The organism is Pseudomonas libanensis (assembly GCF_001439685.1).
Classification (GTDB): domain Bacteria; phylum Pseudomonadota; class Gammaproteobacteria; order Pseudomonadales; family Pseudomonadaceae; genus Aquipseudomonas; species Aquipseudomonas libanensis.
In genome coordinates this window covers 199,917-218,988 of the sequence record NZ_JYLH01000004.1, presented here as the reverse complement: position 1 = coordinate 218,988, position 19,072 = coordinate 199,917, and the positions used below count along the sequence as shown (strand labels likewise).

The window sequence follows — 19,072 nt, the reverse complement described above, 5'->3', positions numbered from 1 at the left end:
GCTAAACCTGGCCCGACTCTTGCTCTATCTCCATGGGCTGCATCCCCGACCTTCATGCAGTGGAGACCCTTACTTATGCCAGTCGCTCCCAATTCGCTTCTACAGGCGGCCCCCGCGGCCAAGCCTCAAGCGCCTGTCGCCACCCCGGCGGCAGCGGTTGCGGCCCCGCGTGACAAGGGCGCTGGCTTTGCTCAAGTGTTTGCCAACCAAGGTCCCAAGCCGGCGCCGAAGGCCGGCGACAGCCCAGGCAAAGTCACACGTGACAAGCCGGCTGATACCAACGCCAAACCGGCTGCCGACAGCGACACGCCTGCCGCCAGCAAACCAGCGGTTGCCGATAGCGGCAATTCCTTGCCTGCCAAGCCGCCCGCCAAGGCCGACGACAGCGCTGGCAGCGACGGCGACAAAGCCACCGACCCGTCCCAGGCGCAACAGCCCCCGGTTGACCCTGTGGTCGATCCGGCGGTGATCGCTGCAGTGACGCCGGTGCCTGTGCCCGTGCAAGCCTCGGCACCCGCCGTGGCCGCCGAGGACGCGGCCCTGCCCGTCGCCGTGACCGATGAAGCCAAGCCAACGGCCTTCGACCCGGAGGCTGACCCCCTAGATGCGATGCCGGCCGTGCGCCTGGCGATGGAGCAGGGCGGTCACGTGTCGGCCAGCAGCCAGGCGGCGCAGAAAACGGCGATCCAGGACCAACCGACCGCCGCGCAGAGCTTTGCCGCCGGCCTGGCTACTATGGTCGACCAGCAAGCCACCAAGGACAGCACCGACCAGGGTGGCGACAATGCTTTCAGCGGGTTGATCGATGACGGCCTCAAGGACCTCAAGAACGCCAACAGCGACACCCGCGTGGATGATTTCGCCAATCGCCTGGCCGCGCTGACCCAGGCCGCCACGCCGAAAACCGCGAATGCCTTGCCGCCGGTCACCAATGCGCCGCTGGCCATGCACCAGAGCGGCTGGACCGAAGAAGTGGTCAACCGCGTGATGTACCTCTCCAGCGCCAACCTCAAGTCGGCGGAGATCCAGTTGCAGCCGGCCGAGCTGGGGCGCCTGGATATCAAGGTCAACATGACGGCGGACCAGCAGGCCCAGGTCAGCTTCATGAGCGGCCATGCGGTGGTGCGTGAAGCCCTGGAAAGCCAGTCCGGGCGCTTGCGTGAGATGTTTGCCCAGCAGGGGATGGGGCAGGTGGATGTGAACGTGTCCGACCAGTCACGGGGCCAGGAGCAGCAGCAACAGCAGGCCCAGGCGCGGGGCATCAGTGGCAGCGGCAGGAGTGCTGACAGCGGTGACGCCGGTGGCCCTGTGGACGTGGTCGAGGTGGCAGCGCCCGTGAGCCAGAGCGTGATCGGCTCCAGCGCTGTCGACTACTACGCCTGACTTCCTGTCCAAACCTGGTCAGTGTGGGAGCTGGCTTGCCTGCGATGGCGGTGTATCAGTGATACACATGTGAACTGACCCACCGCCATCGCAGGCAAGCCAGCTCCCACATTTGATTTCGGTTGTCTTCGCCTAAGACAACTCTGGCATAACACTTGCTCTTGCCTTCCCGTAGATCTATGAATCCCCGAATAGTGACGGATTATTGGCATGGCGAAGAGCGACGACGCAGCAACTCCCCCCGCAGCAGGCAAAGGCAAGCTTAAGCTGATCCTGTTGATTGTGCTGGGCCTGCTCCTGGCCATCGGTGCCTCGATTGGCGGCACCTGGTACATCATGCACAGCAGTGCAAGCAAGCCGGTGCCCGCCGCTGAAACCGCCACTAACGTCAAGCAACCGGCAATCTTCGAACAGATGCTTCCGGCGTTTGTTGCCAATTACAACGTCAACGGTCGTCAGCGCTACCTGCAGGTGAGCATTACCTTGCTGGCGCGCAACCAGGCGGACCTGGATGCCCTCAAGGTGCATATGCCGGTGATCCGTAACAATCTGGTGATGCTGTTTTCCGGGCAGGCCTTCGACAGCCTCGCCACTCCGGTCGGCCAGGAAATGCTGCGTCAGAAGGTCACTGCCAGCGTGCAGGAAGTGGCCCAGAAAGAACTCGGCAAAGTCGTGGTCGAGCAGGCGCTCTTCACTAACTTCGTATTGCAGTAGGATCACGACATGGCCGTGCAGGACCTGCTGTCCCAGGATGAAATCGACGCGCTGTTGCACGGCGTGGACGATGGTCTGGTACAGACCGAAATGTCTGCCGAACCCGGCAGCGTCAAAAGTTACGACCTGACCAGCCAGGATCGCATCGTCCGTGGACGCATGCCGACCCTGGAAATGATCAACGAACGCTTTGCCCGCTATACCCGCATCAGCATGTTCAACATGTTGCGCCGCTCGGCGGACGTGGCGGTGGGCGGCGTGCAGGTGATGAAGTTCGGTGAATACGTGCACTCGCTGTACGTGCCCACCAGCCTCAACCTGGTCAAGATCAAGCCGCTGCGCGGCACCGCGCTGTTCATCCTCGACGCCAAGCTGGTGTTCAAGCTGGTGGACAACTTCTTCGGTGGCGACGGCCGTCACGCCAAGATCGAAGGGCGTGAGTTCACCCCCACGGAACTGCGGGTGGTGCGCATGGTGCTGGAGCAGGCCTTCATCGACTTGAAGGAAGCCTGGCAGGCGATCATGGAAGTCAACTTCGAGTACATCAACTCGGAAGTGAACCCGGCCATGGCCAACATCGTCGGCCCCAGCGAGGCGATTGTGGTGTCGACCTTCCACATCGAGCTCGATGGCGGTGGCGGTGACCTGCACGTGACCATGCCGTACTCGATGATCGAACCGGTGCGCGAGATGCTCGACGCCGGCTTCCAGTCCGACCTCGACGACCAGGACGAGCGCTGGGTCAAGGCCCTGCGCGAAGACCTGCTGGACGTCGACGTGCCCCTGAGCGCCACCGTGGCTCGTCGCCAGTTGCGCCTGCGGGATATTTTGCACATGCAGCCTGGGGACATCATCCCCGTCGAGTTGCCGGAAGAACTGATCATGCGCGCCAACGGCGTGCCGTCGTTCAAGGTCAAGCTCGGTTCCCACAAGGGCAACCTGGCGCTGCAGGTAGTCGAGCCGATCACCCGCCGCTGATGCACCCCTATTTATGAATGTTTGCTTCGCCGAGGACATGTAATGGCTACCGAACACGAAAACACTTCCGCCGAAGACCAGGCCCTGGCTGACGAGTGGGCTGCGGCCCTGGAAGAAACCGGCGATGTCGGCCAGGACGACATCGACGCGCTGCTGGCCGCCGACGCCGCCACCGCACCGGCTGGCAATCGCCTGGCGATGGAAGAATTCGGCAGCGTGCCGAAGAACAACGAGCCGGTGACCCTCGATGGACCGAACCTGGATGTGATCCTCGACATCCCGGTATCGATCTCCATGGAAGTGGGCAGCACCGAAATCAACATCCGCAACCTGCTGCAACTCAACCAGGGCTCGGTGATCGAGCTGGACCGCCTGGCCGGTGAGCCTCTGGACGTGCTGGTCAACGGCACCCTGATCGCCCACGGCGAGGTGGTGGTGGTCAACGAGAAGTTCGGCATTCGCCTGACGGACGTGATCAGCCCGAGCGAACGCATCAAGAAGTTGCGCTGAGATGAAGTATTCGATGGCGGGACTGTTGCTGGCGCTGCCATTGAGCGCCCTGGCGGCGGAGCCGGTTGCCCAGGCGGCTGCGGCGCCGGTTGTCGGCAGCGGCGTCGGCGGGCAATTGACCCAGCTGGTGCTGGGCCTGTTGCTGGTGGTCGGCTTGATATTCGTGCTGGCCTGGCTGATGCGCCGCGTGCAGGGCATCGGCCCGGGCAATGCCCAGGTCATCGAGCTGGTCGGCTCGCGCGCCCTCGGCCCACGGGATCGCCTGGTGCTGGTGCAGGTCGGTGAGGAGCAGATCCTGCTCGGCATCACTCCCGGCCGCATCACCCCGCTGCATGTACTCAAGACACCGGTGAACGTGGATCAGTCCCAGCCGGCCACGCCAGAATTCGCCCAGCGCCTGATGGAGTTGCTGGGCAAGGATCAGAAGGATAAGAAGTAATGCGCGTTTTCTTGACGCTCATGCTGTTGCTGGCCGCGCCGATGGCCCTGGGGGCCGACCCGTTGTCGATCCCGGCGATCACCCTGGGCACCAACGCGGCCGGTGCCCAGGAGTATTCGGTCAGCCTGCAGATCCTGCTGATCATGACCGCGCTGAGCTTTATCCCGGCGTTTGTCATGCTGATGACCAGCTTCACGCGGATCATCATCGTCTTCTCGATCCTGCGTCAGGCCCTGGGCCTGCAGCAGACGCCGTCGAACCAGATCCTCACCGGCATGGCCTTGTTCCTGACGCTGTTCATCATGGCGCCGGTGTTCGACAAGGTGAACCAGCAAGCCCTGCAACCTTACCTCGCGGAAAAGCTCAACGCCCAGGACGCCATCGACAAGGCCCAGGGCCCGATCAAGGACTTCATGCTGTCGCAAACCCGCTCCAGCGACCTTGAGCTGTTCATGCGCCTGTCCAAACGCACCGACATCGCCACCCCGGACCAGGCGCCGCTGACCATCCTGGTGCCGGCGTTCGTCACGTCTGAATTGAAGACTGCGTTCCAGATCGGTTTCATGATCTTTATCCCGTTCCTGATCATCGACCTGGTGGTGGCGAGCGTGCTGATGGCCATGGGTATGATGATGCTGTCGCCGTTGATCATCTCGCTGCCGTTCAAGATCATGTTGTTTGTGCTGGTGGACGGCTGGGCGCTGATTATCGGCACCCTGGCCGGCAGTTTCGGAGGCGTGTGATTTGTTAGGTGAAGCAGCATGACCCCAGAAGTCGCCGTCGACCTGTTCCGTGAAGCGCTGTGGCTGACCACCATGATGGTCGCCGTGCTGGTGGTGCCGAGCCTGTTGGTCGGCCTGTTGGTGGCAATGTTCCAGGCCGCGACCCAGATCAACGAACAGACCCTGAGCTTCCTGCCGCGCCTGCTGGTGATGCTGGTCACCCTGATCGTCGCCGGCCCGTGGCTGGTGCAAACCTTTATGGAATACATCCTGCAGCTGTACGGCAGTATTCCGCAGCTGATCGGCTGACCTGATGCAGTCGTTGCTGGCCCTCACCGACACCCAGATCAGCACCTGGGTGGCTTCGTTCATTCTGCCGCTGTTTCGCGTGGCGGCGGTGCTGATGAGCATGCCGGTGTTCGGTACCACCCTGGTGCCGCAGCGTGTGCGCCTGTATTTCGCCGTGGCGATCACAGTGGTGATCGTCCCTGGCCTGCCGCCGATGCCGCCGGTCAACGCCCTGGACCTCAGTGCCTTGCTGCTGATTGCCGAGCAGATCCTGATCGGCGCGCTGCTGGGGTTCTCCCTGCAACTGTTCTTCCAGGCGTTCGTGATCGCCGGGCAGATCATCTCGATCCAGATGGGCATGGGCTTCGCCTCGATGGTCGACCCCACCAACGGTGTGTCGGTGGCGGTGATCGGGCAATTCCTGACCATGCTGGTGACCTTGCTGTTCCTGGCCATGAACGGCCATCTGGTGGCATTCGAAGTGCTCACCGAGAGCTTCACCACCTTGCCGGTGGGCTCGGGGCTGGTAGTCAATCATTTCTGGGAGCTGGTGGGACGCCTCAGCTGGGTGCTGGGCGCCTCGCTGCTGCTGGTGCTGCCGGCGATCACCGCGCTATTGGTGGTCAACATTGCGTTCGGCGTGATGACCCGTGCGGCGCCGCAACTGAACATCTTTTCGATCGGTTTCCCCTTGACCCTGGTGTTGGGCATGGGGATTTTCTGGATCGGCCTGGCTGACATTCTCAATCAGTATCAACCGCTGGCCACCGACGCCTTGCAGTTCCTACGTGATCTGGCACGGGCGCGCTGAGCCATGGCCGAGAGCGAGAGTGGTCAGGACAAGACAGAAGACCCCACGGAGAAACGTAAAAAGGACTCCAGGGAAAAGGGCGAGATTGCACGCTCCAAAGAGCTCAATACCTTCGCCACCATGATGGCCGGCGCCGGTGCCTTGCTGATCTACGGCGGCGGCCTGGCGCTGGACCTGATGGAGCTGATGAAGCACAACTTCAGCCTGCCCCGTGAGGTGCTGCTCAGCCCCGGCGCCATGGGCCAGTACCTGCTGCATTCGGGCCAGATCGCGATCCTGGCGGTGCAACCGATCCTGATCACCCTGTTGCTCGCCGCGCTGATCGGCCCGGTGGCGCTCGGCGGCTGGTTGTTCGCCGCCGGCAGCATGGCGCCCAAGTTCAGCCGCATGAACCCCGGCGCCGGGCTCAAGCGCATGTTTTCCGCCAAGGCCCTGGTGGAGCTGCTCAAGGCCCTGGCCAAATTCATCCTGATTCTGTTCGTGGCCCTGGCCGTACTGTCGTCCGACATCGATGACTTGCAGCGCATCGCCCATGAGCCACTCGAGTCAGCGATCATCCACAGCGTGCAAGTGGTGGGCTGGAGTTCCTTGTGGATGGCCCTGGGGCTGATCCTCATCGCCGCGGTGGATGCGCCGATCCAGCTGTGGGAAAGCCACAAGAAACTGCTGATGACCAAGCAGGAAGTGCGCGACGAACACAAGGACCAGGAAGGCCGCCCCGAGGTCAAGCAACGCATCCGCCAACTGCAGCGGGAAATGTCCCAGCGCAAGATGATGGCCTCGGTGCCCGACGCCGACGTAATCATCACCAACCCGACTCACTACGCCGTGGCCCTCAAGTACGACCCCGAGAAGGGCGGCGCGCCGATGTTGCTGGCCAAGGGCAGCGACTTTACCGCGCTGAAAATCCGTGAAATCGCCGTGGCCAACGACATCCTCCTGCTGGAATCCCCGGCGCTGGCGCGGTCGATCTTCTACTCCACCGACCTCGACCAGGAAATTCCTGCCGGGTTGTACCTGGCGGTGGCGCAGGTGTTGGCGTATGTCTATCAAATCCGCCAATACCGCGCCGGCAAGGGCAAGCGCCCCGATCCGCTCAAAGACCTGCCGATCCCGCCGGATTTACGTCGCGACACTTGATGCCTCTCTGACCTGTCAACTTTGACAGTAGCCATGACGCCGCCTTCACTGTTTGATACAGCGATGAGGCGCGCAGCCATGTGCGCCTCGGGAGGCGCAGATGGATAAGGGCACGGTCAGATGGTTCGATGCGGTCAAGGGCATTGGCTTTATTGCCCGAGACCGTGATGGCAATGAGGTTGCTGTTGAGTCAAAAGGCGCTAAGAACGCTGAAATCCCGCCAGCCGCGCCCAAGCGACGAAAACCCCGCAAACGGAAAAAACCACTGGATACATGATCCGACGGTTCTAGCCCCCATCGTCCGCTCGCGTCTACCTGTCAACTTTGACAGTAGCCAAAGGGCCCGTGCCGTTGTTTAGTACAGATCAAGCACTTCGCGCATGTAGTAAACCGGATGCAGGGGAGAGCGGTATTGAAGCTGGCTACAGGTACTGTCAAATCCTATGAGTTGACCCGCGGAGAGTGGTTGATTGCGTTGGATGATGAGGAAGAATGCGTATTCGTCGATTGGAGCGATTGGCATTGGGCTGCACTGTCGATTGGTGAGCAGATAACGTTTCAGATGATCAATAAACCCTTGGGCGTATATGCGCTTCCCATCAGCGCGAGCAGCCAAGGCGGGTCTATAGGTGTAAGGAGAAAGGCAATGGCAACGGGTACTGTGAAGTGGTTTAACGCGGAGAAGGGCTTTGGGTTTATTACCCCGGATGATGGGGGGCCGGATGTTTTTGCCCATTACTCGGCGATTGCGTCGAGTGGATTCAAAAGTCTGGAAGAAAACCAAAAAGTGGAATTTGATATAACACAAGGACAAAAAGGTCAGCAGGCCGAGAATATACGGCCTCTTTAAAGGCTCAAATGTGGGAGGGGGCTTGGCCCCGATGGCAGTGTGTCAGGCCCTGAATAGTTAACTGATGCACCGCTATCAGGAGCAAGTCCCGCCCACATTTGATCTGGTCCTCACTCCAGTAAGCTCAGCCGATTGCTGTCATGCCTACACCATTCGTCAGAAACCACCAGCTACCTGTCAATATTGACAGTAGTTCGCCCGACGATTCTGCGCTTTGATTGTGGTGTGTTGCCACACAAGGGGTGCGGCAACGTGAATGAGTCAAGGAGAGTTATCATGGCAAGAGGCACCGTTCTCGTGTTCGATAAACAGCAGCTCTATGCGCAAATTCAGCCGGAAGGAGGTGGAGAGTCGTTGACCGCGTATAGAGCGGAGATTGAGGCCGCAAGGCTACATGATCTCCAAGTGGGGGAGAGGGTGAATTACGACGTCGATAGCGATGGCCGTATCAGCCGTATCAGTCGAGCCTAGTCGTTAACCCCCCAATAGAAATAACCACCGGTATTCCCTTCAAGCAAAAGTTGGAAGGCTTCTTGCAACCCCGCCTTCAAGTCGCCTTCCAGCGTCAAAACTTTGCTTCAAGGACACGAGGAATACCGGTGGTAGATCGCTCTCAAATGCTCAACACGGCCCGTGGTACCCTGACTGATCTGTCGCGGGGCAATCTGGGTGTGCCGTTGTTGTTGCTGGTGATGCTGGCAATGATGATGTTGCCGATGCCGCCGTTCCTGCTCGATGTGTTCTTCACTTTCAACATTGCCCTGTCCGTCGTGGTCCTGCTGGTTTGCGTGTACGCCCTGCGACCGCTGGATTTCGCGGTATTCCCCACCATCCTGCTGATTGCGACCCTGCTGCGCCTGGCGCTGAACGTGGCGTCGACGCGGGTGGTGATGCTCCACGGTCAGGACGGCCACGCCGCCGCCGGTAAGGTGATCCAGGCCTTCGGTGAGGTGGTGATCGGCGGTAACTACGTGGTCGGTATCGTGGTGTTCGCGATCCTGATGATCATCAACTTCGTGGTGGTGACCAAGGGCGCCGGGCGGATTTCCGAGGTGAGCGCACGCTTTACCCTCGATGCGATGCCCGGCAAGCAGATGGCCATCGACGCCGACCTCAACGCCGGCCTGATCGACCAGAACCAGGCCAAGACCCGCCGCCTGGAGGTGGCCCAGGAGGCCGAGTTCTACGGCTCCATGGACGGTGCGAGCAAGTTTGTGCGCGGTGACGCCATTGCCGGCCTGTTGATTCTGTTTATTAACCTGATCGGCGGCATGGCGGTCGGTATCTTCCAGCACGGCATGACCTTCGGCGATGCCGGCAAGGTCTACGCCTTGCTGACCATCGGTGACGGTTTAGTGGCGCAATTGCCATCACTGTTGTTATCCACAGCGGCGGCCATCATGGTGACCCGTGCTTCGGGCTCCGAAGACATGGGCAAGCAGATCAGCCGGCAGATGTTCGCTTCGCCCAAGGCCTTGGCCGTGGCGGCGGGCATCATGGCGATCATGGGCATCGTGCCGGGCATGCCCCACGTGTCGTTCCTGACCATGGCCGCCTTGGCCGGTGGCGGTGCCTACCTGTTCTGGAAAAAACAGAACCAGGTCAAGGTCCAGGCCCTGCAGGAGGTTGCACGTCAGCAGGAACTGCTGCCATCCCCGGCCCGCACCCAGGAAACCAAGGAGTTGGGCTGGGACGACGTGACCCCGATCGACATGATCGGCCTGGAAGTCGGCTACCGTCTGATCCCGCTGGTGGACCGCAACCAGGGCGGGCAATTGCTGGCCCGGATCAAGGGCGTGCGCAAGAAGCTGTCCCAGGACCTGGGCTTTTTGATGCCCACCGTGCATATCCGCGACAACCTCGACCTGGCCCCCAGCGCCTACCGCTTGACCCTGATGGGCGTGATCCTGGCCGAAGCCGAGATCTACCCGGACCGCGAACTGGCGATCAACCCCGGCCAGGTGTTCGGTACCCTCAACGGCATCACCGCCAAAGATCCGGCTTTTGGCCTGGAAGCGGTGTGGATCGAAGTCAGCCAGCGCAGCCAGGCGCAGTCCCTGGGTTACACCGTGGTCGACGCCAGCACCGTGGTCGCTACTCACCTGAACCAGATCCTTTACAAACACTCCCACGAGCTGATTGGCCACGAGGAAGTCCAGCAACTGATGGGCTTGCTGGCCAAGTCGTCGCCGAAACTGGCCGAAGAGCTGGTGCCGGGCGTGCTGACGCTGTCGCAATTGCTCAAGGTGTTGCAGGCGCTGCTGGCCGAACAGGTGCCGGTGCGCGACATTCGCAGCATTGCCGAGGCCATCGCCAATAATGCCGCCAAGAGTCAAGATACTGCCGCGCTGGTGGCGGCGGTGCGCGTCGGATTGTCCCGTGCAATCGTGCAAAGCATTGTAGGCATTGAGTCCGAGCTGCCTGTTATCACCTTGGAGCCAAGGTTGGAACAAATATTGCTCAATAGTATTCAGAAGGCCGGTCAGGGCCAGGAAGAAGGTGTTTTGCTGGAGCCAAGCATGGCTGAAAAGCTGCAGCGTTCGTTGATCGACGCCGCGCAGCGCCAGGAAATGCAGGGCAACCCGGTCATTCTTTTGGTGGCCGGCCCGGTTCGGGCGATGTTGTCGCGGTTTGGACGCCTGGCTGTACCGAATTTGCACGTGTTGGCTTACCAGGAAATTCCTGACAATAAGCAAGTGACTATCGTCGCGACAGTAGGGCCCAATGGCTGAGGTAGTGGGTTATGCAAGTTAAGCGTTTTTTCGCCGCCGATATGCGTCAGGCCATGAAACTGGTCCGTGATGAGCTGGGCGCCGACGCCGCGATTATCGGTAACCGTCGGATTGCCGGCGGTGTCGAGCTGACCGCTGCGCTGGATTACACGCCCCAGGCCCTGGCCCCGCGTGTGCCGAACATGGAACTCGAAGACGAGCTGCGCAAGACGGCCTCGCGCATTGTGTCGGCCCAGGCTGAACTGAGCATGCGTGGCGACAGCGACGCCAGCACCAATCGCCAATTGTTCGCCGGCCTGCCATTGACCGCCGCCGAGCCGCTGGTAGAACCGACGTTCGTCGAGCCGCCGCGCCCAGCTGCGCCAGCTCCGGCCGCCGCTGTCGACCAACGTGTGTTCGATTCGATGCGCTTTGAACTCAACGGCCTGCGCGAATTGCTCGAAGTGCAGCTGGGCTCGCTGGCCTGGACGCAACTGCAAGGCAGCAAGCCGCAACAGGCCAACCTCTGGCGTCGCCTGCAACGTATCGGCCTGTCCGGCCCGTTGTCCCGCGATTTGCTGGCCTTGACCGCCGAAGTCCAAGAACCCCGCCAGGCCTGGCGCATGCTGCTGGCGCACTTGGCACGCATGATCGCTACGCCGGAAATCGAACCTCTGGAAGAGGGCGGTGTGATTGCCATGGTCGGCCCCGCCGGCATGGGCAAGACCACCACCCTGGCCAAGCTGGCCGCCCGGTATGTGCTCAAGTACGGCGCACAGAATATCGCCCTGGTGAGCATGGACAGCTACCGCATCGGCGCCCAGGAGCAGCTCAAGACCCTGGGGCGCATCCTCAATGTGCCGGTGACCCACGTCGACCCGGGCCAGTCCCTGGCCAATGCCCTCGACCCGCTGCTGCGCAAGCGCGTGGTGCTGATCGATACCGCCGGCCTGCAAGCCAGCGACCCGGCGCTGCGCATGCAGCTCGAAAGCCTGGCCGGGCGTGGCATCAAGTCGAAAAATTACCTGGTGCTTGCAACCACCAGCCAGAAACAGGTTCTTACCGCTGCTTACCACAGTTACAAGCGTTGCGGCCTGGCCGGTTGCATCCTCACCAAGCTCGATGAAACGGCGAGCCTGGGCGAAGTGTTGAGCCTGGCCATCAGCCATGAATTACCGGTCGCCTACCTGACCGACGGGCCGCGGATCCCGGATGATCTGCATCTGCCGCGCCGTCATCAGTTGGTCAGCCGTGCCGTGAGTGTGCAAATGCAAGAAGAGCCTAGCGAGGAAGCGATGGCCGATATGTTCGCCGACCTTTACCACCACCCGGCTAAACGGGTCGGTTAAGGCAGGATGAACACCGTGAAATGTACCTACATCGATGGCCTGCAAGCGATTCACGCGGCCAAGCCATGTAGCCTGCGTCTAAGCAAGACAAGGTAAAGAAATAAAATGGGCAGCATGCATCCCGTACAGGTGATCGCGGTGACCGGCGGCAAAGGTGGCGTCGGCAAAACTAACGTGTCAGTGAATTTGTCCCTGGCCCTGGCAGAGCTTGGCCGTCGCGTCATGCTGCTGGATGCTGACCTGGGCTTGGCGAACGTGGACGTTCTGCTGGGGCTGACACCCAAACATACCCTTGCCGATGTGATCGAGGGCCGCTGTGAGCTGCGCGATGTGCTGCTCCAGGGCCCCGGTGGCATCCGCATCGTGCCGGCGGCCTCGGGCACCCAGAGCATGGTGCACCTGAGCCCCGCGCAGCATGCCGGGCTGATCCAGGCGTTCAGCGATATCGGCGACAACCTCGACGTGCTGGTGATCGACACCGCCGCCGGGATTGGCGAGTCGGTGGTCAGCTTCGTGCGCGCAGCGCAAGAAGTGCTGCTGGTGGTGTGCGACGAACCCACTTCGATCACCGATGCCTACGCGTTGATCAAACTGCTTAACCGTGACTACGGCATGAACCGCTTCCGCGTGCTGGCCAACATGGCCCAAAGCCCGCAGGAAGGGCGCAACCTGTTCGCCAAGTTGACCAAGGTCACGGACCGCTTCCTCGATGTGGCTTTACAATACGTAGGCGCAGTTCCCTATGACGAGTGTGTGCGCAAGGCCGTGCAAAAGCAGCGTGCGGTCTATGAAGCGTTCCCTCGTTCCAAGTGCGCACTGGCGTTCAAGGCCATTGCCCAGAAGGTCGATACCTGGCCATTGCCCGCCAACCCCCGGGGGCATCTGGAATTTTTCGTCGAGCGTTTGGTGCATCAGACGAGCGCAGGACCGGTGCTATGACATCCAGCGGCTACAACCTTTACAAAAAGTCGGCACGTGACAGCCAGGGCGAATTGATCGAGCGTTACGCGCCCCTGGTCAAGCGCATTGCCTATCACCTGTTGGCGCGCCTGCCGGCCAGTGTGCAGGTCGAGGACTTGATCCAGGCCGGCATGATCGGCCTGCTCGAAGTGTCGACCAAATACGACGCGAGCAAGGGTGCGAGTTTCGAGACGTATGCGGGCATTCGCATCCGTGGCGCGATGCTCGATGAAGTGCGTAAAGGGGATTGGGCGCCGCGTTCGGTACACCGCAATACGCGCATGGTCAGTGATGCAATTCGTGCAATTGAAGCAAAAACCGGTCGTGACGCTAAAGATCATGAAGTTGCGGCCGAACTCCAATTGAGTCTCGACGATTATTACGGGATTTTGAACGATACCTTGGGCAGCCGCCTGTTCAGTTTCGACGACCTGTTGCAGGACGGCGAACACGAAGGGCTGCACGAGGACGGCGCGAGTGCACATCTCGAACCGTCCCGCGACCTGGAAGACGAACGTTTCCAGAGCGCGTTGGCGGACGCGATTGCCAATTTGCCGGAGCGTGAGCGCCTGGTACTGGCGCTGTACTACGACGAAGAGCTGAACCTCAAGGAAATTGGCGAGGTGCTGGGGGTCAGCGAATCGCGTGTCAGCCAGTTGCATAGCCAGTGCGCGGCCCGCTTGCGGGGGCGATTGGGAGAGTGGCGCGCGCGCTGACAGGCAGTGTGGGGACACTGCAGACGCTACCGCGAAGCCGCAAGGTTCGCGGGCTCGTGCCGTGGTGCCCTGGGCAGTCCTTTTTGTGTAACGCCTGTTGATTGAAATGGCGCGTCCAGGTGCTGGGCGCGTTTAAGACTGCTTGGAGGTCGAATTGGACAAGAACATGAAAATCCTCATCGTTGATGACTTCTCAACGATGCGGCGGATCATAAAAAACCTGTTGCGTGACCTTGGGTTCACCAACACGGTCGAGGCGGATGATGGCATCACGGCGATTCCGATCCTCAACAGCGGGAGCATCGATTTTCTGGTAACCGACTGGAACATGCCGGGTATGACCGGTATCGATCTGCTGCGCCATGTACGTGCCGATGAAAAACTGCGCAGCCTGCCTGTGTTGATGGTGACCGCTGAAGCCAAGCGTGAACAGATCATCGAAGCCGCCCAAGCCGGGGTCAACGGCTACGTGGTCAAGCCATTCACTGCACTGGCCTTGAAAGAGAAGATTGAAAAAATCTTCGAACGCATCGGTCATTGATGCTGCCACGGGGGAGCTATGGAGCATAACGAATCATCGCAGGCCGACTTCGAGTCGACCCTGAAAAAACATGCACACCGCTTGGTCGACAGTCTGGAAAAAGGCCAGTTCGCCGATGCGGTGCAGTTGATCCATGAGCTTAACCAGACCCGTGATCGCGGCCTGTACCAGGAAGTGGGCAAGCTCACACGCGAGCTGCACAGTGCGATCGTCAATTTCCAGATTGACCCGCGCATGCCCCAGGCCGAAGAGATTTCGCAAATCACCGACGCCACCGAACGCCTGTCCTATGTGGTCAGGCTGACCGAGGCGGCGGCCAACCGCACCATGGACCTGGTGGAAAACGCCACGCCGCTGGTCAACGGCATGGCCAGCGAAGCCCAGGCCTTGAGCGTTGACTGGGGCCGCTTCATGCGCCGTGAAGTGGGGGCTGAAGAGTTTCGTGAATTGGCCCGTCGGGTCGAGGGTTTCCTGTCGCGCAGCGAACAGGAAAACCGCACGGTGGCCAGCAACCTCAACGACATCCTGCTGGCCCAGGATTACCAGGACCTCACCGGCCAGGTGATCAAGCGCGTGACCCAATTGGTCACCGAAGTGGAAAGCAACCTGCTCAAATTGGTGCTGATGGCCGGCCAGGTCGACCGTTTTGCCGGCATCGAGCATGACCGTGAAGCGATCCTCTCGGAAAAAGATCCACAAAAACATCTCGCCAAGGGTGAAGGTCCGCAGATTCATGCCGATAAACGTGAAGACGTTATGTCAGGTCAGGATGACGTAGATGACCTGTTATCCAGTTTAGGCTTCTAAGGAGCACACCCATGAGCTTCGGCGCCGATGAAGAAATCCTTCAGGATTTCCTTGTAGAGGCCGGCGAAATTCTAGAGCAACTGTCCGAGCAACTGGTCGAGCTGGAAAGCCGACCGGATGATGCGAACCTGCTCAATGCAATTTTTCGCGGTTTTCACACTGTAAAAGGGGGCGCCGGCTTCCTCCAGCTCCATGAGCTGGTGGAGTGCTGTCACATCGCCGAGAACGTGTTCGACATCCTGCGCAAGGGTGAGCGGCAGGTCGACTCGGAACTGATGGACGTGATTCTAGAAGCACTGGATGCGGTCAACGGCATGTTCAGCGAAGTGCGCGAACGTGCGCCGATCACGGCGGCCACTCCGGAACTGCTGGCGGCCCTGGCGCGCCTGGCTGAACCGGCTGCGGCTGCGCCGGTAGCACAAGCTGAGCCGGAACCTGTGGTGCAAGCCGAGGCGGACGTGACCGACAGCGAGTTCGAACAGCTGCTCGATTCGCTCAATGCGGTCAAGGCCGAAGCCGAAGCCCCGGCTGCGCCTGTGGCCACGCCGACCAGCGAAGATATTACCGACGCAGAATTTGAATCCCTGCTCGACCAGTTGCATGGCAAAGGCCAGTTCGCAGCCGATGCCGTGGCGCCCGCTGCGCCAGAAGCACCGGCAGCCAACGCCAGCACCGACATTACCGACGATGAATTCGAGGCACTGCTCGACCAGCTGCATGGCAAAGGCACGTTTGTAGCCGACGCCCTGCCGGAAGTCGCCGCCACTGCCGCCGCCACTGCCGCCGCAGCTCCAGCGGCTCCAGCGGCTCCAGCGGCCAGCAGCGCCGCACCGGCCGGCGACGGACTGATCTCCGATCACGAGTTCGAAGCCTTGCTGGACGAGTTGCACGGCAAAGGCAAGTTCACCGAGGTGGCCCCGGCTGCCGCAGCTGCGGTCGCCGCCGCACCGGTTGCCGCCAAAGCTGCCACGCCGGTCGCCAAGCCAGCCCCAGCCCCAGCGGCTGCCCCGGCACCTGCGCGTGCAGCGGCGCCGGCGGCGGCGGAAAAGCCCGCCAGTGAAGCCGAAACCACCGTGCGCGTGGATACCGCACGCCTGGACGACATCATGAACATGGTCGGCGAACTGGTGCTGGTGCGTAACCGCCTGGTGCGCCTGGGCCTGAACAGCGGCGACGAAGCCATGCAGAAGGCCGTATCGAACCTCGATGTGGTCACCGCTGACTTGCAGACCGCCGTGATGAAAACGCGGATGCAGCCGATCAAGAAAGTCTTCGGCCGTTTCCCGCGCCTGGTCCGCGACCTGGCGCGCCAGCTCAAGAAAGAAATCAACCTGGAGCTGGTGGGCGAAGAAACCGACCTCGACAAGAACCTGGTCGAGGCCCTGGCCGACCCGCTGGTCCACTTGGTGCGCAACGCCGTCGACCATGGCATCGAAACCCCGGAAGAACGCGAAGCCTCGGGCAAGTCCCGCAACGGCAAAGTGATCCTGGCGGCGGAGCAGGAAGGCGACCATATCCTGCTGTCGATCACCGATGATGGCAAAGGCATGGACCCGAACATCCTGCGGGGCATCGCCGTCAAGCGCGGCGTGATGGACAAGGACGCCGCCGACCGCCTGACCGACACCGAGTGCTACAACCTGATCTTCGCCCCAGGCTTCTCGACCAAGACCGAGATCTCCGACGTGTCCGGCCGTGGCGTGGGCATGGACGTGGTGAAGACCAAGATCAGCCAGCTCAACGGCTCGATCAATATCTACTCGACCAAGGGCCAAGGCTCCAAGATCGTCATCAAGGTGCCGTTGACCCTGGCGATCATGCCGACCCTGATGGTGATGCTGGGCAACCAGGCGTTCGCCTTCCCGCTGGTCAACGTCAACGAGATCTTCCACCTCGACCTGTCGCGCACCAACGTGGTGGACGGCCAGGAAGTGGTGATCGTGCGCGACAAGGCGTTGCCGCTGTTCTACCTCAAGCGCTGGCTGGTGGCTTCGGCTGCCCATGAAGAACAGCGCGAAGGCCATGTGGTGATTCTGTCCGTGGGCACCCAGCGCATCGGCTTTGTGGTCGACCAGCTGGTGGGCCAGGAAGAAGTGGTGATCAAGCCTTTGGGCAAGATGCTGCAGGGAACCCCGGGCATGTCGGGCGCCACCATCACCGGTGACGGTCGCATTGCGCTGATTCTCGATGTTCCGAGCATGCTCAAGCGTTACGCCGCACGGCGTATTTGATTCTGGTGGGGCAGGGCGGTCATGCCCGCCCCGCCTAACGGAGTGTTTATGGCAGTCAAGGTCCTGGTGGTGGACGATTCGGGTTTCTTCCGCCGCCGCGTCTCGGAAATTCTTTCCGCCGATCCAACGATCCAGGTGGTCGGCACGGCCACCAACGGCAAAGAGGCGATCGATCAAGCCATCGCCTTGAAGCCGGACGTGATTACCATGGACTACGAGATGCCGATGATGGATGGCATCACGGCCGTACGTCATATCATGCAGCGCTGCCCCACCCCGGTATTGATGTTTTCCTCGCTGACTCACGAAGGCGCGCGAGTGACCCTCGACGCACTGGACGCCGGCGCGGTGGACTTCCTGCCGAAGAATTTCGAGGACATCTCGCGCAACCCCGAGAAGGTCAAGCAGATGCTGTGCGAGAAGGTGCACAGCATTTCCCGCAGTAACCGTCGCAGCCTGTTCAGCGCACCTGCGCCGGCAGCGGCACCTGCGCCCGCAGCGCCTGCGCCGAGTTCGTCGTTTGCACGCCCGGCGCCTGCGCCCGTGGCTCGGCCTGCGGTGGCGCCGGTACGTACCGCAGCGGCACCGAGTGCTCATTCGCCAGCGCCCAAGCGCAAGGCTTACAAGCTGGTCGCCATCGGCACCTCCACCGGCGGCCCGGTGGCCTTGCAGCGGGTATTGACGCAATTGCCGGCCAACTTCCCGGCGCCAATCGTACTGGTGCAGCACATGCCCGCCGCGTTCACCAAGGCATTCGCCGAGCGCCTGGACAAATTGTGCCGCATCACCGTCAAGGAAGCCGAGGATGGCGACATTCTGCGCCCTGGCCTGGCGCTGCTGGCCCCGGGTGGCAAGCAGATGATGGTGGATGGCCGTGGCGCCATCAAGATCCTGCCGGGCGACGAGCGCCTGAACTACAAGCCGTGCGTGGATATCACCTTTGGTTCGGCGGCCAAGTCCTACGGTGACAAAGTTCTGGCGGTGGTGCTTACCGGCATGGGCGCCGACGGCCGTGAAGGCGCACGCCTGCTCAAGCAGGGTGGGAGTACCATCTGGGCCCAGGACGAGGCCAGTTGCGTGATTTATGGGATGCCGATGGCCATCGTCAAGGCTGACCTGGCCGACGCGGTCTATAGCCTGGATGACATCGGCAAGCATCTGGTGGAGGCCTGCCTCTGATGGATGTCTTGAGCCTGATCGGCATTACCATGGCGTTTGTCGCGATCATTGGCGGCAACTACCTGGAAGGCGGCCACCTTGGCGCCTTGGCCAATGGCCCGGCGGCGCTGATCGTGATCGGCGGCACCGTGGGCGCGGCGTTGTTGCAGTCGCCGCTGAGCTCGTTCAAGCGTGCCATGCAGATTCTGGTGTGGATCATTTTCCCGCCACGGGTCGACCTGCCAGGCGGCATCGACCGCGTGGTCAATTGGAGCCTCACCGCACGCAAGGAAGGCCTGCTGGGCCTGGAAGGCGTGGCCGATGCCGAGCCCGACAACTACGCCCGCAAAGGCCTGCAATTGCTGGTGGACGGCGCCGAGCCGGAAGCGATCCGCAGCATTCTCGAGGTGGATTTCTACACCCAGGAAAGCCGTGATATCAACGCCGCCAAAGTCTTTGAAAGCATGGGCGGCTACGCGCCGACCATCGGTATCATCGGTGCGGTGATGGGCCTGATCCACGTGATGGGCAACCTGGCCGACCCCTCGCAGCTGGGCAGCGGCATCGCCGTGGCGTTTGTCGCTACCATCTACGGCGTGGCCAGTGCCAATCTGGTGCTGCTGCCGGTGGCCAGCAAGCTCAAGTCGATTGCCATGCGCCAGTCGCGTTATCGCGAGATGCTGCTTGAAGGCATCCTGTCGATCGCCGAGGGCGAGAACCCGCGCTCCATCGAATTGAAGCTCCAGGGCTTCATGGATTGATGG

At 61.4% G+C, this 19,072-nt stretch carries 20 protein-coding genes; all 20 read left to right on the top strand.

The genetic code is table 11. The features are described from left to right. Positions 1 to 75: 75 nt before the first annotated feature. The 20 genes from TU73_RS08265 (at position 76) to TU73_RS08170 (ending at position 19,069) form a co-directional block, all read left to right on the top strand. Positions 76 to 1,383: a flagellar hook-length control protein FliK gene (locus tag TU73_RS08265; protein WP_057011783.1), complete on the top strand. Its 1,308-nt coding sequence runs from the start codon at positions 76 to 78 to the stop codon at positions 1,381 to 1,383. A 210-nt stretch (positions 1,384 to 1,593) separates the two neighbouring features. Further along, complete coding sequence (gene fliL, locus TU73_RS08260; protein WP_043049689.1) at positions 1,594 to 2,097, top strand: flagellar basal body-associated protein FliL; 504 nt, start codon at positions 1,594 to 1,596, stop codon at positions 2,095 to 2,097. A gap of 9 nt (positions 2,098 to 2,106) precedes the next feature. Next, the gene (fliM, locus tag TU73_RS08255) at positions 2,107 to 3,075 is read left to right on the top strand and encodes a flagellar motor switch protein FliM (protein ID WP_057011782.1); all 969 of its coding nucleotides are present in this window, start codon (positions 2,107 to 2,109) and stop codon (positions 3,073 to 3,075) included. A gap of 42 nt (positions 3,076 to 3,117) precedes the next feature. After that, complete coding sequence (fliN, locus tag TU73_RS08250) at positions 3,118 to 3,585, top strand: flagellar motor switch protein FliN (RefSeq protein ID WP_043049691.1); 468 nt, start codon at positions 3,118 to 3,120, stop codon at positions 3,583 to 3,585. A gap of 1 nt (position 3,586) precedes the next feature. Continuing rightward, positions 3,587 to 4,024, top strand: a complete 438-nt coding sequence (gene fliO / locus TU73_RS08245) for a flagellar biosynthetic protein FliO (RefSeq protein ID WP_046071797.1) — start codon at positions 3,587 to 3,589, stop codon at positions 4,022 to 4,024. Continuing rightward, positions 4,024 to 4,767 carry a flagellar type III secretion system pore protein FliP gene (fliP, locus tag TU73_RS08240; RefSeq protein WP_043049693.1) on the top strand — a complete coding sequence of 248 codons (744 nt, stop codon included), beginning with the start codon at positions 4,024 to 4,026 and terminating at the stop codon, positions 4,765 to 4,767. Before fliO ends, fliP begins: the two co-directional genes overlap by 1 nt. Positions 4,768 to 4,785: 18 nt before the next feature. Continuing rightward, positions 4,786 to 5,055, top strand: a complete 270-nt coding sequence (gene fliQ / locus TU73_RS08235; protein WP_003175300.1) for a flagellar biosynthesis protein FliQ — start codon at positions 4,786 to 4,788, stop codon at positions 5,053 to 5,055. A gap of 4 nt (positions 5,056 to 5,059) precedes the next feature. Continuing rightward, positions 5,060 to 5,845 carry a flagellar biosynthetic protein FliR gene (gene fliR, locus TU73_RS08230; protein WP_057011781.1) on the top strand — a complete coding sequence of 262 codons (786 nt, stop codon included), beginning with the start codon at positions 5,060 to 5,062 and terminating at the stop codon, positions 5,843 to 5,845. A gap of 3 nt (positions 5,846 to 5,848) precedes the next feature. Continuing rightward, complete coding sequence (gene flhB, locus TU73_RS08225) at positions 5,849 to 6,985, top strand: flagellar biosynthesis protein FlhB (protein ID WP_057011780.1); 1,137 nt, start codon at positions 5,849 to 5,851, stop codon at positions 6,983 to 6,985. Between the two features lie 100 nt (positions 6,986 to 7,085). Beyond that, positions 7,086 to 7,262: a cold-shock protein gene (locus TU73_RS28930; protein ID WP_156421207.1), complete on the top strand. Its 177-nt coding sequence runs from the start codon at positions 7,086 to 7,088 to the stop codon at positions 7,260 to 7,262. A gap of 369 nt (positions 7,263 to 7,631) precedes the next feature. Beyond that, positions 7,632 to 7,835, top strand: a complete 204-nt coding sequence (locus TU73_RS08220) for a cold-shock protein (protein WP_057011928.1) — start codon at positions 7,632 to 7,634, stop codon at positions 7,833 to 7,835. 617 nt (positions 7,836 to 8,452) lie between these two features. Next, positions 8,453 to 10,567 carry a flagellar biosynthesis protein FlhA gene (flhA, locus tag TU73_RS08210; protein ID WP_057011778.1) on the top strand — a complete coding sequence of 705 codons (2,115 nt, stop codon included), beginning with the start codon at positions 8,453 to 8,455 and terminating at the stop codon, positions 10,565 to 10,567. A gap of 11 nt (positions 10,568 to 10,578) precedes the next feature. After that, positions 10,579 to 11,895 (top strand): flagellar biosynthesis GTPase FlhF, encoded by a 1,317-nt coding sequence (gene flhF / locus TU73_RS08205; RefSeq protein ID WP_057011777.1) that lies wholly within the window; start codon positions 10,579 to 10,581, stop codon positions 11,893 to 11,895. 105 nt (positions 11,896 to 12,000) lie between these two features. Beyond that, positions 12,001 to 12,834 carry a flagellar synthesis regulator FleN gene (fleN, locus tag TU73_RS08200; RefSeq protein ID WP_003192912.1) on the top strand — a complete coding sequence of 278 codons (834 nt, stop codon included), beginning with the start codon at positions 12,001 to 12,003 and terminating at the stop codon, positions 12,832 to 12,834. Further along, the gene (fliA, locus tag TU73_RS08195) at positions 12,831 to 13,571 is read left to right on the top strand and encodes an RNA polymerase sigma factor FliA (RefSeq protein WP_046071802.1); all 741 of its coding nucleotides are present in this window, start codon (positions 12,831 to 12,833) and stop codon (positions 13,569 to 13,571) included. The genes fleN and fliA overlap by 4 nt, the downstream gene beginning before the upstream one ends. A 166-nt stretch (positions 13,572 to 13,737) precedes the next feature. Then, positions 13,738 to 14,112 carry a chemotaxis response regulator CheY gene (locus tag TU73_RS08190; protein WP_005790040.1) on the top strand — a complete coding sequence of 125 codons (375 nt, stop codon included), beginning with the start codon at positions 13,738 to 13,740 and terminating at the stop codon, positions 14,110 to 14,112. An 18-nt stretch (positions 14,113 to 14,130) separates the two neighbouring features. Continuing rightward, complete coding sequence (locus tag TU73_RS08185; protein ID WP_043049702.1) at positions 14,131 to 14,919, top strand: protein phosphatase CheZ; 789 nt, start codon at positions 14,131 to 14,133, stop codon at positions 14,917 to 14,919. An 11-nt stretch (positions 14,920 to 14,930) separates the two neighbouring features. Next, positions 14,931 to 17,150, top strand: coding sequence for a chemotaxis protein CheA (locus TU73_RS08180; protein WP_057011776.1), 2,220 nt, complete (start codon positions 14,931 to 14,933; stop codon positions 17,148 to 17,150). Positions 17,151 to 17,198: 48 nt separating this feature from the next. Continuing rightward, the gene (locus TU73_RS08175; protein WP_057011775.1) at positions 17,199 to 18,329 is read left to right on the top strand and encodes a protein-glutamate methylesterase/protein-glutamine glutaminase; all 1,131 of its coding nucleotides are present in this window, start codon (positions 17,199 to 17,201) and stop codon (positions 18,327 to 18,329) included. Continuing rightward, positions 18,329 to 19,069: a flagellar motor protein gene (locus tag TU73_RS08170; protein ID WP_043051091.1), complete on the top strand. Its 741-nt coding sequence runs from the start codon at positions 18,329 to 18,331 to the stop codon at positions 19,067 to 19,069. The genes TU73_RS08175 and TU73_RS08170 overlap by 1 nt, the downstream gene beginning before the upstream one ends. Positions 19,070 to 19,072 lie beyond the last annotated feature (3 nt).